This is a genomic window from Chryseobacterium limigenitum (genome assembly GCF_900114875.1).
GTDB lineage: Bacteria > Bacteroidota > Bacteroidia > Flavobacteriales > Weeksellaceae > Chryseobacterium > Chryseobacterium limigenitum.
On sequence record NZ_FPKW01000009.1, the window covers coordinates 1 to 13,127 of the forward strand.

A 13,127-nucleotide genomic window follows, 5' to 3' on the forward strand; every position below is an offset into this window, starting at 1 on the left:
GTAAAAATAAAGAAACAAAAGATAAACGATATTACATTAGTAGTCAATTGAATACGCCTGAAATATTTTTAAAACATACCAGAAATCATTGGCTAATTGAAAATAAATTACATTGGAGTTTAGATGTGATTTTAAAAGAAGATGAAAGCCGTAAACGGAACAATAATATAGCCGAAAACTTCTCAATTATACTAAAATTAGTGTTAAAATTATTGCAAGAAAAACAACTTAAAAACAAGAAAATAAGCATCAAAAGAATGAGAAAAATGGCAGCTTGGAATTTAGATTATCTCATTGAAATGCTAAATTTTTAATGCGTTTGGTCTGGGTTCAAAATTGTATTGCATTTGATACCGGAATTCACATTATCTTTTATATTTGCAATTCTATTTTAATTAATAATTCAATTACACAATGAAAGAACTTATCGAAAAGATCAACGCAGAATTTGAAGCTTTCTCTAATGAAGCTGAGCTACAATCAGAAAAAGGAAACAAAGCGGCCGGAACAAGAGCAAGAAAATCAGCTTTGGAGTTGAGCAAGCTGTTCAAAGAATTCAGAAAAATTTCCGTTGAGGAAAGTAAAAAATAAAAATGTAATCCATTTTTTCTCTTGATGTTAAATCCTTGTTATTAATAGCAAGGATTTTTAATGCACAATAAGTTCCTCCTCAACCTGTTGTATATCCATTATTCTGAGCAGTCTCAACCTCCTTTCTCTAAAAAGAATCATTTCAATGGTATCTTCAATTACCGGTGTAGAAAAATAATTTTCGTGATATACTAGTTTTTCACAGAATAGAGCCTGAACAATTTTCTTTTTAATTTCTGCGGAACCCTCACGATAAATGGTATCGATACCTTGTAAGAAAGAAACACCTTCCCGAAGATGTTTATCGAAGTAACGTTCTTTAACCTGAAGTGCCTTGAGTACTGATTTTATCTCCATCAAACGATTATCAATTCTCTGTTTCATCGAATTGAAAGTAGGAGCATCGATCTGGCGTTCAAAGAATGAGTCCTCTGCCATTTCAATACGTTTTTGTAGATTATCCCGTTCCCGATGAAGCGAATTGATGGTGGTTTGCTTATCCTCATATTGTTCAGAAAATTTTTCTGCCAATATTGATTTGTACACCGTTTCCTGATCCTCTTCAATCCTCATTTCTGATAAAAGTTGCTCAAAAAGAGCATTCACATTTCTGGCTTTCTCTCTTGCCCCACAATAACGTGTACAGTGATAATAGTAAAAAGTATTCCTGCCACCACGACCTTTACTCCCGCTTCCCGTGAGTGTTTTTCCGCATTTGGGACATATCAGAAAACCTCGAAGGGGTAGGGCTTCATCAATTTCGGTAATAGTTCTGAATTTTGGCTTGTATTTACCTTTCAGTATCAATTGAACCCTTTCAAAAGTCTCTGAATCTACAAGTGCGGGATGCAATCCTTCCACCAGCATTTCATCCTCTTTTTTCGTAGCTTTTATCAGAATCTTTCCCATATAGGCTGGGTTCTTTAACAAACAGAAAAAACCGTTTCGGGATATTTTCAGTTTCTTACTGTATTTTTCCCGAACCTCTTCTGCCGAATACAATCCTGTTCCGTAATCCCTGAATATTGCTTCTACAATAGGAGCCGTGACAGGATCAGGCATAAGTGTTGCTTTTCCTTCCGAATTCCGGGTATTTAAGTACCCTTTTGGAGCTGTGGTAGTATAAGCACCTTCTTTATTGGCTTTACGCACGCCGTCCTTGACTCTGAGGCTTATCTTCAAATTTTCCACCTCCGGAATTGTTAAATAAATCGCAAGGAGGACTTTAGAATCGGGTTGGGTAAGATCAAGAGGCTGATCAATAGAATTCACTTCGATGTCTATTTCCCGCAATTTTCTGATCATACTGTATGAAGCCTCTGTATTTCGTGAAAATCGATCCCATTTGGTAAACAAAAGCGCATCGACTTTGTTTTTATTGGATTGAATAAACCGAAGCATTTTCTGAAACTCCGGTCTTGCGGAAAAGTTTTTTGCGGAGTGGTCTTCCTCATAGTGAGCAATAATTCTCAAACCTTTTTGCATACAATAATTTTCGAGCTGCTCTTTCTGATGGCGAAGACTATAGCCATGATTTTTTTGTTCAGCTGTAGAAACCCTTGTGTAAATAATAACGTTTTCCATCAGTGTATTTTATTTTTTATTTTGAGATTTTTTTCTTTATGAATCAGAAATTCTATCTCCGAAAACTGCCAAAGCTTCATCCGAATTTCGCCCATCATTTTCTCCGAAAAAACGGGCTGTTTTTTCGCTTCATTTTGGGCTGTATTTCGGGGTGGAACTTTCATGAAACTTAACACTTTATTTGGGCATTAAAAAGTAACTTTTCAAACTTTAAGAGAACTTTAGCTTATGGAAAATAGTGGGGTGGAATAGGGCAATACTCTTGGGAATCCTGCCTGTCCGGCTACGGACTGCAGGATTGCAATATGACGGTCAGCACTTCGTTGCTTCCCCTCATATTGCCCTCCTGTTGGGGGAAATCCCCCAAGCCCCCTTCTTGTTTATTGTTAATTTTTTGTCTGATTTTGGGCGTTGTTATTCTTACCATTTTCGTTCTTTTTCTTTGCTTTTTTCTCTTGTTTTTTGGAGCCATTCCGTACGCCGGTTTTGGGTTGGATTTTGCTCTAATGACTGTAACAATTCGGGGGTATAACCGAGGCGTGAAAACCTGAATTTTCGCTTACCTTCGACACCTATAATTTTCCCGTTTCGGGAATAGAGTTTTATGTTCTTTGATTCTAATTTTTGATAAAAATCTTTTTCTGAGGATGCAGTTGTAAAAACTTCTTCAAGTAGTTTCAAAAGATTTTGCTTTTCCGAAACCTCGCCATTGGCTTCCAAAAATTTTTCAGCTTCTTTGATGTGTTGCTTTTGAGGGGATCGTGATTTTTCGTGGTTTATTTTTGAAAGCAAGAGTTCGGGGAATACTTCCTGTTGGTATTTTTCCATTTCGAGCTTTACCTTATTTTTAAAATCTTCCTTGGAAATACGGATGGATTTTCCTGTTTTATATTCCACGCCACTAAAAACAATGTGTAAATGCGTATGGTCTTTTTCATTTTTATGAACGGTAGCTATGGCAATGGATTTTGGAGCACGCAAAGAAAGATATTTGAGTGTGATCTGATGAAGTTTGTCGTTGGTCAATCGTTCAGAGTCTCTTGGATGAAATGACAGTATATCCATATATAGGACTACGGAATTTTTGCGTTTGGTCATTCTAAATGCTTCATTGGACAGGAATTGCCGGCTTAATTCTTCTACAGATAGATTTTTACCTTTAATGAATTTCGTAAGTTCAAATCCGTTATCTTTCTCGTTTTCACGAAAGATATAGTTCAAGACCGTTGTAAAAGTTCGGGTAGTTTTATAAGATTTACTTTTGATAATCATTATTTCAGGTAACAGGGTTTTAGATTTTAGGTTGCAGACTTTTGCATTGATACATGAACAAACCGATGAATTGTTACATTGATTCAAGCTTTTGCTGTAATTGCTCAAGCTGTTGTTCCAGTTTTCCAATTTGATTGTTGTCTACAAAACGCCTTTGGTAGATCAAACTTTCGAGGTAATCAATGAGGTTGAAAAGCTGCTGTTCTATTTGGGTTAGGTCTTTTTTCTGATTATTCTGCGGATTAAGCGTAGTCAGATTATTATCAAGATAAGCCACTATCAATTTTTTGATATAGTCACTTACCGACTGTTGAGGCTCTAATTTTCGCTTGAGCAGCTCCAACTCTTCTTTGGAAAGTATGACGATAATTTCTTTGAACTTTTCTCTCTGTAACTGCTTGAGCCGTGTGTTATAACATCGCCTGTACGTTGTCTTTGCCTGAATAATCTCTTCATTATCAGGGTTTTTGTTTCTGAAGAGGTCGTCCAGATAATCGTGCAAAGTTTTATATGTCCACGGTTCGGGTTGCATGAGATTTTACAATTACGGTTCTAAGTCTTTATCTTTGGAGATATTTCTGTTCTGCTCTTTATTGCATTCAGAAATAAACTTTTCGGCATCGGGAAGCCTATCGAGTGAAAACGTTTTTATAATTTTAACCGGACGGATTCGATCTTTAGGATTATGTAGGTGAAAAAATCTATCCTTTTGACTAATTCCGGATTCATTCAATCCACCATACACTTCGAGGGTGTTTTTATCCAAGTCCACGACATATGCCCACTGACACCATATGCTGTCCGCTGCAAATTTTTCAGAATCAATCAATACGATTTCAGATTCGTTTTGATACTCCAGTAATTTATCCAGTATTGCTCCGCCAAGATTTCGGGAATCCAGGGGATATTTCTTGTCATAAAGCTCTGTCTGATCCATATTTACCCATCCTTCTCTTGCACCGATAGATTTTGAAAATTCAGATTTTTCTTTGATATCCTGATCGTTTTCAAACCGTATTTTTGGTAGAATTTCTTTGAGTTTTTCTATATTTTCTTTTTCATTTAAAAAAGAAAGGATTGTGAGACCGTTGCCCTCAGGAAAGCCGTCCCACTGCCCATAGTTTGCAATTTTGGTTTCGTTGTTGTATATAACCATCGTAAGATTTCGTGTTCCCATAATTATATTTTTTGTTAATAATGTTCCAAATCAATATCTTGTTCCTTAATCAGTTCTTTGAAACGGATTTCTTTGAAAAATCGGTCACGTTCAACGTGTAGTCCAAAAGGAAGTTGTAGACTTTCTAGTTCGGTAATTGAAAATGTTCCCCACTCATCGAATGCTAGACCCGTAACGTAGCCGAAGCAAATAGAATTCTCAACATCTAATTCCGTGGCATACCAAGTAGCAGAATGTGAAGGAGCAAAAAACTTAGCAATAATTAAAGGATTTGAGCTTTGTGATTGGTCACCAACCTCAGCAAAGCGTTTTTCGAGTTCTTTTGTCATTAATTTCATTGTGATTGTATTTGGGTTATTAAAAATTATCGTTCGTGTTCTAAATTGTTATTCTGTTGTTTATTTTTTGATGTTTCCAGCAATTGTTCTTTTTTGAATTCCAAAAACTTCTTTTCAACCACCAACCAGCTGAAACAGATTTCTCCTAGCTGCTTTTTTGAAAGTCCCAATTTTTGGTATCCTTTATTCCACAGGAGTTCCGCCGCCTCATCGCGTGTCATTGAAATTGCTTCTTCTTTTATTTTATCCCAGATATAGGGGAAGGAAAGCAGTAATGAATTCTTGTTGCAGTTCGAGGAGAATGAGTCCAATTTTTCCATTAATATTTCGCACTGCTTTTCAGAGTATTTCAGCCGTAATCTTCTCTTAAAATCTTGTCTTGTATTGGATGTCAGATAATCCAGCAGGATTATTCTTACTTCATATTGTTCGCTTTGCATTTTGTAGTCGTATTATCGGTAAGGAGTAAGGTCTATGTAGCTTACGGTAAAGTTTTCTACAGGCTGAGGATTTTGGGAACGCATATTTAATTTCCTGACCAGTTCAGGCTGTTTATATGCCGGAGTAACTGAAACTTTCAAAGGTTTGTCTCCTGACGGAATAACCAGTATTTGATCCTTCATCTCACGTACTTCCGAGGCTGCCATGAGCGGTCTTTGTTTTGAGTGTCCGGTTTCTTTGTCATATTCGTAACTTCCGAGAATACGTTCCAATTGGTAAGATTCTTCTCCAAGCCCGCCGTAGTAGCATTTTACGTTACAATTGTTGAGAATGTTTTTAGAATTTTCGCCATACTTGCTTAACAATGCTTCGGACTGGAGAATGATTTGTTGTGGAATTTTAAATTTTCGGGCGTTGGAGATAATGGCAGAATAGTCACTTATCGCCGTTAAAGTGTCGAATTCGTCAAGAATACAAAAGATATCTAGTTCGTTATTTGATGGAAGGTTATTGAAGCTATAACGATAAAAGGATTGGAATAGCATAGAAACGATAGGAGCGTAAAATTTTGTATCGCCCACAGGGACTTGTACAAACAATGCATGAGGCTGATGTCTAAAATTCTCAAAACGAATGGTTGTTCTTGAAGTGATATCGCAAAGTGTAGGATCTTCTCCTACAAAAGACAGCGCAGCAAGAGCTGAAGCTACGATTGATTTTCTCGTATTTTCAGAGGTCCCGGCAAGTGCGCGGAATTTTCTGAAAACGCCTTCAGTTCCTTTGGTAGCGACTAAGTTTTCAATGGTATTCGGGCTGGCTTGGTATTCTAAAATCAAGCGGTAGACGTTAGCGAGATTCAAGTATTCTGAAGGCTCAGATTCTGTCAGATATTGAATAAACAGAACAATGCAATCCTCTGCCGATATGGTAAAGAAATCCTCTTTTTCGTGAGTGGTGGCAGAAACTAAAGTCTTTGCCACCTTTCTCATTTGGGTCAGATTATTTTTGCATCCATCCAAAACATTGAAATAAACTCCCGTTTTCTTACCAAAATCCAGAACAGAACAGCGATAGCCAACTGATTCTAAGTAAGATATTGTTTGGCTCAGCTCTCCACTGGGATCGTTGACAATAATCGAAAATTTTCCTTTGGCATTTAATAGAAACGGAAATACGGAAACCTGACTTTTCCCTTTGCCGCTGGGTGCTACCACGAGATAATTTTCTCGGCTCTTGGCGATGGAAATGAAGTTCTTCCCATCAATGCAGAATCCTTTTTCGTGAGGCGAAATGAGCGAGGAAGGCTTACCGAACGATGCTTTTAAGCTGTGGTCTTTTTCCCAAACGTTTTCTACGAACTGTTTCCCTATCGGAGAACTTTCGCTGATCTGCTTTTTAATTTGTTTTAAAAGGAAATTTTTAATCATTGTAAGCGGTTTAAAATTTCATCGATAAGACTGATAAAGAATTCACAGATGGTGTTCACGAACTTGAAGCCCGAGTAAATGACGGCTAAGACGAATCTTAGGATTGAGACGATCAATTTTCCGATAACGCTCATGAGTAATTGAAATGTTGGATTCATAATGATTTGATTTTATAATTTTTACTATTTTTATTGTTTATATGTGGGAAAACCACATTGTTTATTTTGGGAATCTTTTTACTTTTGACCTGTTCCGAAGTGATCCACATAAAAGCATTGTATTTTTCTTCAGAACAAAATTCCTATTATTCAATGAGAGCGTGGTTTCATTCATCGGGAATTATACCGGAAATGTATGTCCGGATTTTACAGAACAATAGTAAGACTATGGAAAAATTATTATATCAGAAAGTATTTGAATCAGCTGCGTCTATAATAAAATCAGCTGAGGAATTAGGGCAGCTTTCTTCATTTGTAGCTAAGGCTATCACTGAAAAATACGCCCATTTAAAGCACGATGTAGTTAGCTCCAAAACAATCAAGCGGGGATTTCAGGAATTTTTACCGCCTGAGCTTTTGAAACAGTTTAACAAGGAGGATAAGGCAGAAGATGAAACTAAGGAAAGAAAAAAATATACCCCCGATTTAAAAACTTTGAACCTGTTGGCAAAGTATTTAGAATATGAGAGTTTCGCTGATTTTTCCTCTATAAACAAAAACAAGAAAGAATCAGAAGAACCGGAAGATAAAAGCTCCAAAATTACTTATAACAACAATCAGCAAGGTGAAGGCAATACCAATATTTGGAATATGAATGCCGATACTGTATATTTATAACTATGTGCAAACACCGCTATCAGGATTACGAATCACTACCTGCAGACAAGCAAAACTGCTCTTTTAACAAAATCGTTGATCATCTGCCATTCGATAAAGACGGATTATGTATTTTCCACAGTACCGACATTGAATGGAAGGGAGATCAAGATTTTGTACAATGGCTGATGGTATTGAAAAACACTTTGACAGAGAAAAATAGCGATCTCAAATTTCAGGATTTTTACTTTATAGCCGGAAAAGGAAAACATCAGATTGATTATTTGGAATTATTATCGGATGCAGAAATTGAAAACGGAATTTTTCATCAGATGATATTTGCCGAAAACATAACTATAAAAGGAGATTTGAGTTTTACGCACTGTATGTTTTCTTCTGCATTTCATTTTTCCAACTGCCATTTTGAAGGAACAATCACCTTTATGCATGCAAGTATGAGTGAAGATACCCAGGTTCCCATTATGATGTTCAAGGAATGTAACTTCAATCAGACGTTTCATTATGTGCATAATCCTGCCGTTTATATGGATTTCTCATTTCGGAATTGTGTCATCGACTCTGTTGAGTTTACAGAATTCAGTAATTTAAAGACATTAGGACTATTTGAATTTGTGGAATGTACCGTTGATATATTCAATATGAAAGACTGCATCATTTACAATCCCGAATTTACAAATACAACATTCCACAGTGCAGAAATCGAAAATGTGTCTTTTCGTGATGAAACTGTTTTTAATGCCATAAAAGTCAAAAGCCATTTGCATTTTATCGGAGGAGAAGACCACAGTATCTTTGATGGGGTCACCCATTTTGATGTTGATTTTGAAAATTTGCAGGGAAACATTTATTTTGCAAATGCCAATATTTCGACCTTTCTGAAAGAAGATAGAGAAAGATTGTTGGATTATGAAAAGAGAGAGAACGGAAAAGTTCAAATCGGTGCAGGATGTATCAAATACAGGATGTTATCACCTGATTACACTTATCAGTTAAAAGGTTCTCACCAACATTTAATAACCGATATAGGACATTCATTTTCAACATTTTTCACTAAGTATAACGGATTTAATCTTGGTGTTGAAGTAAAGAATAAGACTACAAGAAGTATAACCCTGTATTATTTTACTGATGACGATATTGATAAGAAAACCTTCATCCGGACATTGGAAGAGACTTCGGGACGGATGTTTGGAGTTGTTCCGACCCACATCAGAAAAGAAAATGCTTCCCGTCAGGATGCCTTAATCAATTATCAGATTGACCTGACACGGTCGATCACCAAGATTGCCTATCTGATGCAGAAACAGGACTGGAAAATGAGTGAGAGCGAAACTTTTTTCAGGTCATTATATCTTAACCCTACTATTCAGTTGAATGAGCAGGCGGTTCACGCTTTCCTAAAAAGTATTGATGTGAACGATTTTCTGAAAGCAGTACAAAACTTATCCGTAACGGTAAACCAAATAGGGAACGACAATAAATTTGTTGGTTTTATAAATACAAAAAATATCGTTGAATAAGTTACTCTTGACAATTCACACAAAATCATTATAGTGCTGCTGCACCATAAAAATTATGGTGTGGCAATTCGGTAGCCGTTCTGTACCGAAGAAATTCCTAAAATAAAATGAAAACAAAAATGAGTGTTAACACCTTCATCTTCGGAGGTGTTAAAGAGTTATTGGACTCAACGGGAGAAATCTATCCGAAACCTAAATTTATAGTCTGTATTGATGTGAACAGGGTTATCCGCTCTCTTATAAGAGAAGGAGCAGTTCCTGTCAACAGGTCTGTAACGGTAAATCCTGAAACAGTAAAGTCTTTGGAGTTTCTCATTGAGAAAGATGAAAATGGTACAATGAAGAGAGAATCTGTACAAATCGGTAAAATCAATATCGAGAGATCTAAAGGTTGTGAACTTTGGTATGACAACAGTACCGAAGGATGGACCGTAAAAAAGGAAGTTTTGGAAGACCTGCTTCTGCTGAGAATGTATGCAGAGAACAGTGTAACGGTAAGTTACTGATGTTGTGAATGTTTTTAAATTGATGTGTATTTACACATCAATTTTTCAAAACCAAAAAAATTTCTGTCAAAACCTCATCAACTTTTCAAAACCCCTTACATTTTTTTAAATTTCAGATATAAGTTGAATACATTTTGATTTAATCTGACAGTAAAAAGCTAAACACTTTTTCAGTGTCCTCATATTCACTTTTAGGAATTTTCATTCTTTGATTCCGGACACAAAGTTCCACATCATTTCCATTTAAAGTCAATGACGCCCTTATTAATATTCCGTCACTTTGTAATAGAAATTTCCACCGGCTGACGAGCCGGATTTAAGATCTTAAAAAGTATGAAAAATATTGTAAAAAAGCCGGCCTTGAGAAAGCCACCTGAATTACAATAGCCGACATACTTCTCACAGTCAGGCCTGACACTTTTAAATATTGTTAAATTTTAAAATGTGTCAAAATGAGAAAGACCATTACGATACTGAGTGCAGTATCATTATTATTACTAAGTCTGGTATCCTGTGAAGAGGAAGAGCAAAACCAGCAGAATGATCATCCGATCGAGTATGTATTATCACTGGATAGTGATACAGGTGATAAAGGAAGTAGCAATCCCCCACCCAAGGATTGATTCAGAAGATTTGAAAGTTACGTTAAATTATTATAACGATAAACCGGAGACTGCAATAAATGCAGTCTCTTTTTATATTTATGATTTTTCATATCTTTATACAACAATGATGAAATTCTTTACTTTACTTTTTATTTTCGTTAGTTTCTTTGGATTTTCTCAAAATAAGGGAGAATTGCTCAATAATTATGAAAATCATTTTGGGCAGATGGAAAAAAATTATGAAAATAAAAAAGAAGATTCTTTACTTTTCCATTGCCGTAAAGCTATATTTTATGCAAAAGAACTTAAAGATCCGGCTTTAGAAGGTAAGGTTTATATCTATGTCGGAAGTTATTACTATGACCAAAATGAAAGCAGCAGTCTGGCGTACGAAAATTATCATAGAGCCTACGAATTGTATTCTAAAGCGAAAGACACACTGAGAATCGCCAAAACCCTTTTTAGGATGGCAATTTTGGAGAAAAATGTCCAAAACCATACAAAAGCTAAAGAAAGTCTGTTTCGATCTTTGGAATTATTAAAAGAACAAAAACCTGATTTTTTACACGGTATTTATAATGATCTGGGCATTATTTACGATCATTTGGGAAACCTTAACCAATCGATACTATACTATAAAAAATCGTTAGCTCTTCGTTTGGAATCAGGAAATAAAGAACTGACCATACAAAGTCTTAATAACATAGCAACTACTTACAAGGATCATAAGGACTATCGAAATGCTGAAAAATATTTTGTTCAGGCATTTAAGCATCCACAATCTGAATTAGAAAAATACCCTGAAGAATACGCTCGTATTATTGATAATAGAGCCCACTTGCATTTTTTACAAAATAAAAATTCAGAAGTATTGGCTGAATATTCTAAAGCATTGAAATTAAGGGAATCAGTTCAAAACCATGAGGGAGCCGTCATGAGCCACCTGCATTTGGCAGAATATTACCGTTATCATCATGATTACAAAATGTCAGATGCCTTTGCCGAAAAAGCATTTAAAAGTTCCTATCAAATGGGAACTTTTCGTAATTCATTATTAGCATTGAAGATTCTGCGTGACAATGCCGAAAGTTCCGGCAACAGTTCCAAAGCATTAGACTACGGCAACCAGTACATCCAACTTCAGCAAAAAGTATACGACAAAGAAATGCAGACCGAAGAAAAATTTGCCGATATCCGTTATGCCTCCGGTCAAAAAGAAAAAGAAAATAAAAGCCTTCGTTTACAAAATAAAGAGCAGCAGTTACTTACGGAGAAAAGAAAGAAATATCTCTACATTGCCATCGGGTTATTTGGAGTCATTGCCTTGGCAGGAACAGGATATATTCAATATTCCAGAATGGAGCAGAAGCAGAAAGAGCAAAATGCAGAAAAGGAAATTATGGAATTATTGATCAGGCAACAGGAAGTCTCGGAAAAAGCCAAGTACCTTGAGCAGGAAAGAATCTCTAACGACCTGCACGACAGCATTGCCGGAAAATTATCCGGACTGATGTTAAAACTGGATACCATTGCCGTTTCATCACCTTTAGAGATAAAGAAGAAACTAGACCCTGCGGTAGAAAATGTAGATGCCATTCTTCAGGAACTCCACAGTATTGTCCATGATATGAATGAACAGCAGGTTACCGAGGTTTCTTATCCTTTACTTATCAGAGAACTTGCCGGTAGCCAACTTACAGAAAAAACAGCATTTTCATTTTTTATTGATGAATCCATCAATTGGGATACTATATCCAATCGGATCAAACTTGCTTTCTATTATATTATCCAGCAAGGGGTGCGGAATATCACCGAACATTCAGAAGCTACTAAATCTATCATAGAAATCCGGTCAAAAGAAAATACCGTTTTCCTTACCATTTCGGATAACGGAATAGGGATGGACAATGCCACCACAGGAATGGGGCTTCCCGGAATGAAGAAACGTACAGAAGAATTGGGAGGAATAGTAGAACTTCAGTCCGTAAGAAATAAAGGAACCACGATCACTATAAAAATTCCCATTACATGAAACAGCAATATCGTATTTTACTGGTAGATGACCATTTGATTACCCTTGAAGCCTATCGGGGTGTATTGGAACTGATGTCACAGGAATTTATTTTTACAGAAGCTCAAAGTATAGACGAAGCCTTGGAGAAAGCTGAAAGACAACCTCAGTTGCTCCCTTTTGATATGGCGTTTGTGGACATTCATCTTCCGAGAAGTGAATCTAAGAAAATCGAATCCGGTGAAGGGCTAGCATTGGAACTTAAAAAGAAATTTACTGAATTGAAGATTGTTATTCCTACCCAATACAATCAGCCGGAACGTATCAGATATATTATAGACAAAGTAAATCCTGATGCCTTACTTCTTAAAGAAGAATTCAGAAGTGCCCAGATATGCCGTGCGGTTGAAATCGTTTTATCAGGCGGAACCTATTACAGCAGTAAAGTGGAATTACTGCTCAGAAAAGACCATCTGCAATTTGACGATTACGACTTGAAAATACTGAGCTGTATTGCACGGGGTGTTAAGATTAAAGATATAGAAAATCATGTTCCGTTATCGTCACGGGCAATAGAAGACCGCAAAAGTATGTTGATGATCAAACTGGGAGTACCTCCGAGAAATAATGAACAACTCATTGCCATAGCCCGTGAAAAGGGTTTGATTTAAACTTTCTTTCCAAAAAATATCCAACCGCTTCTCTACAGAGAGGCGGTTTTGCTTTTGAAAAAAAACAAAAAAACGTGGGAAAACCACATTGGCGGGATTGGAGAACGTTCTATTTTTGAAAAAAGATTTGCTACTACGATTACTGTAT

At 36.3% G+C, this 13,127-nt stretch carries 14 protein-coding genes; 7 read left to right on the top strand and 7 right to left on the bottom strand.

The genetic code is table 11. From position 1 onward, the window contains the following. Window positions 1-314, top strand: a 314-nt coding sequence (locus tag BT156_RS12030; protein WP_139255461.1) for an ISAs1 family transposase, incomplete at its 5' end; no start/stop codon positions are given. A 100-nt stretch (window positions 315-414) separates the two neighbouring features. After that, on the top strand, window positions 415-591 hold the full coding sequence (locus BT156_RS12035) for a histone H1 (protein ID WP_072410396.1): 177 nt from the start codon (window positions 415-417) through the stop codon (window positions 589-591). A gap of 57 nt (window positions 592-648) precedes the next feature. Here BT156_RS12035 and BT156_RS12040 read toward each other — a convergent pair whose 3' ends face one another. The 7 genes from BT156_RS12040 to BT156_RS12070 all read right to left on the bottom strand — a co-directional run bounded on the left by BT156_RS12040 (window position 649) and on the right by BT156_RS12070 (window position 6,830). Continuing rightward, window positions 649-2,175 (bottom strand): recombinase family protein, encoded by a 1,527-nt coding sequence (locus tag BT156_RS12040; protein ID WP_072410397.1) that lies wholly within the window; start codon window positions 2,173-2,175, stop codon window positions 649-651. A gap of 420 nt (window positions 2,176-2,595) precedes the next feature. Next, window positions 2,596-3,447: a relaxase/mobilization nuclease domain-containing protein gene (locus BT156_RS12045; RefSeq protein WP_072410398.1), complete on the bottom strand. Its 852-nt coding sequence runs from the start codon at window positions 3,445-3,447 to the stop codon at window positions 2,596-2,598. A gap of 73 nt (window positions 3,448-3,520) precedes the next feature. Beyond that, window positions 3,521-3,979 carry a TraB/GumN family protein gene (locus BT156_RS12050; RefSeq protein ID WP_072410400.1) on the bottom strand — a complete coding sequence of 153 codons (459 nt, stop codon included), beginning with the start codon at window positions 3,977-3,979 and terminating at the stop codon, window positions 3,521-3,523. Window positions 3,980-3,991: 12 nt separating this feature from the next. Beyond that, window positions 3,992-4,624 carry a hypothetical protein gene (locus BT156_RS12055; protein ID WP_072410402.1) on the bottom strand — a complete coding sequence of 211 codons (633 nt, stop codon included), beginning with the start codon at window positions 4,622-4,624 and terminating at the stop codon, window positions 3,992-3,994. A 14-nt stretch (window positions 4,625-4,638) separates the two neighbouring features. Further along, window positions 4,639-4,953, bottom strand: coding sequence for a DUF2958 domain-containing protein (locus BT156_RS12060; RefSeq protein WP_170857305.1), 315 nt, complete (start codon window positions 4,951-4,953; stop codon window positions 4,639-4,641). Between the two features lie 35 nt (window positions 4,954-4,988). Beyond that, on the bottom strand, window positions 4,989-5,402 hold the full coding sequence (locus BT156_RS12065) for a hypothetical protein (RefSeq protein WP_072410406.1): 414 nt from the start codon (window positions 5,400-5,402) through the stop codon (window positions 4,989-4,991). A 12-nt stretch (window positions 5,403-5,414) separates the two neighbouring features. Continuing rightward, window positions 5,415-6,830, bottom strand: coding sequence for a type IV secretory system conjugative DNA transfer family protein (locus tag BT156_RS12070; RefSeq protein WP_072410408.1), 1,416 nt, complete (start codon window positions 6,828-6,830; stop codon window positions 5,415-5,417). A 386-nt stretch (window positions 6,831-7,216) separates the two neighbouring features. Here BT156_RS12070 and BT156_RS12080 point away from each other — a divergent pair, with 386 nt between their 5' ends. The 5 genes from BT156_RS12080 to BT156_RS12100 all read left to right on the top strand — a co-directional run bounded on the left by BT156_RS12080 (window position 7,217) and on the right by BT156_RS12100 (window position 12,979). After that, entirely contained in the window at window positions 7,217-7,666 is a 450-nt protein-coding gene (locus BT156_RS12080; protein WP_072410412.1) for a hypothetical protein, read from the top strand. A gap of 2 nt (window positions 7,667-7,668) precedes the next feature. Continuing rightward, window positions 7,669-9,186 carry a hypothetical protein gene (locus BT156_RS12085; protein ID WP_072410414.1) on the top strand — a complete coding sequence of 506 codons (1,518 nt, stop codon included), beginning with the start codon at window positions 7,669-7,671 and terminating at the stop codon, window positions 9,184-9,186. A gap of 119 nt (window positions 9,187-9,305) precedes the next feature. Continuing rightward, the gene (locus BT156_RS12090; protein WP_139255462.1) at window positions 9,306-9,692 is read left to right on the top strand and encodes a hypothetical protein; all 387 of its coding nucleotides are present in this window, start codon (window positions 9,306-9,308) and stop codon (window positions 9,690-9,692) included. Window positions 9,693-10,232: 540 nt separating this feature from the next. Beyond that, window positions 10,233-12,329 carry a tetratricopeptide repeat-containing sensor histidine kinase gene (locus BT156_RS12095; RefSeq protein WP_083582337.1) on the top strand — a complete coding sequence of 699 codons (2,097 nt, stop codon included), beginning with the start codon at window positions 10,233-10,235 and terminating at the stop codon, window positions 12,327-12,329. Continuing rightward, window positions 12,326-12,979, top strand: a complete 654-nt coding sequence (locus BT156_RS12100; protein ID WP_072410420.1) for a response regulator transcription factor — start codon at window positions 12,326-12,328, stop codon at window positions 12,977-12,979. The genes BT156_RS12095 and BT156_RS12100 overlap by 4 nt, the downstream gene beginning before the upstream one ends. Window positions 12,980-13,127 lie beyond the last annotated feature (148 nt).

What these genes read in the sequence shown, in the direction of transcription:
- BT156_RS12035 (WP_072410396.1), top strand. Translation starts at nt 415, where the DNA reads ATGAAAGAACTTATCGAAAAGATCAACGCAGAATTTGAAGCTTTCTCT.
- BT156_RS12040 (WP_072410397.1), bottom strand. Translation starts at nt 2,175, where the DNA reads ATGGAAAACGTTATTATTTACACAAGGGTTTCTACAGCTGAACAAAAA.
- BT156_RS12045 (WP_072410398.1), bottom strand. Translation starts at nt 3,447, where the DNA reads ATGATTATCAAAAGTAAATCTTATAAAACTACCCGAACTTTTACAACG.
- BT156_RS12050 (WP_072410400.1), bottom strand. Translation starts at nt 3,979, where the DNA reads ATGCAACCCGAACCGTGGACATATAAAACTTTGCACGATTATCTGGAC.
- BT156_RS12055 (WP_072410402.1), bottom strand. Translation starts at nt 4,624, where the DNA reads ATGGGAACACGAAATCTTACGATGGTTATATACAACAACGAAACCAAA.
- BT156_RS12060 (WP_170857305.1), bottom strand. Translation starts at nt 4,953, where the DNA reads ATGACAAAAGAACTCGAAAAACGCTTTGCTGAGGTTGGTGACCAATCA.
- BT156_RS12065 (WP_072410406.1), bottom strand. Translation starts at nt 5,402, where the DNA reads ATGCAAAGCGAACAATATGAAGTAAGAATAATCCTGCTGGATTATCTG.
- BT156_RS12070 (WP_072410408.1), bottom strand. Translation starts at nt 6,830, where the DNA reads ATGATTAAAAATTTCCTTTTAAAACAAATTAAAAAGCAGATCAGCGAA.
- BT156_RS12080 (WP_072410412.1), top strand. Translation starts at nt 7,217, where the DNA reads ATGGAAAAATTATTATATCAGAAAGTATTTGAATCAGCTGCGTCTATA.
- BT156_RS12085 (WP_072410414.1), top strand. Translation starts at nt 7,669, where the DNA reads ATGTGCAAACACCGCTATCAGGATTACGAATCACTACCTGCAGACAAG.
- BT156_RS12090 (WP_139255462.1), top strand. Translation starts at nt 9,306, where the DNA reads ATGAGTGTTAACACCTTCATCTTCGGAGGTGTTAAAGAGTTATTGGAC.
- BT156_RS12095 (WP_083582337.1), top strand. Translation starts at nt 10,233, where the DNA reads ATGATCATCCGATCGAGTATGTATTATCACTGGATAGTGATACAGGTG.
- BT156_RS12100 (WP_072410420.1), top strand. Translation starts at nt 12,326, where the DNA reads ATGAAACAGCAATATCGTATTTTACTGGTAGATGACCATTTGATTACC.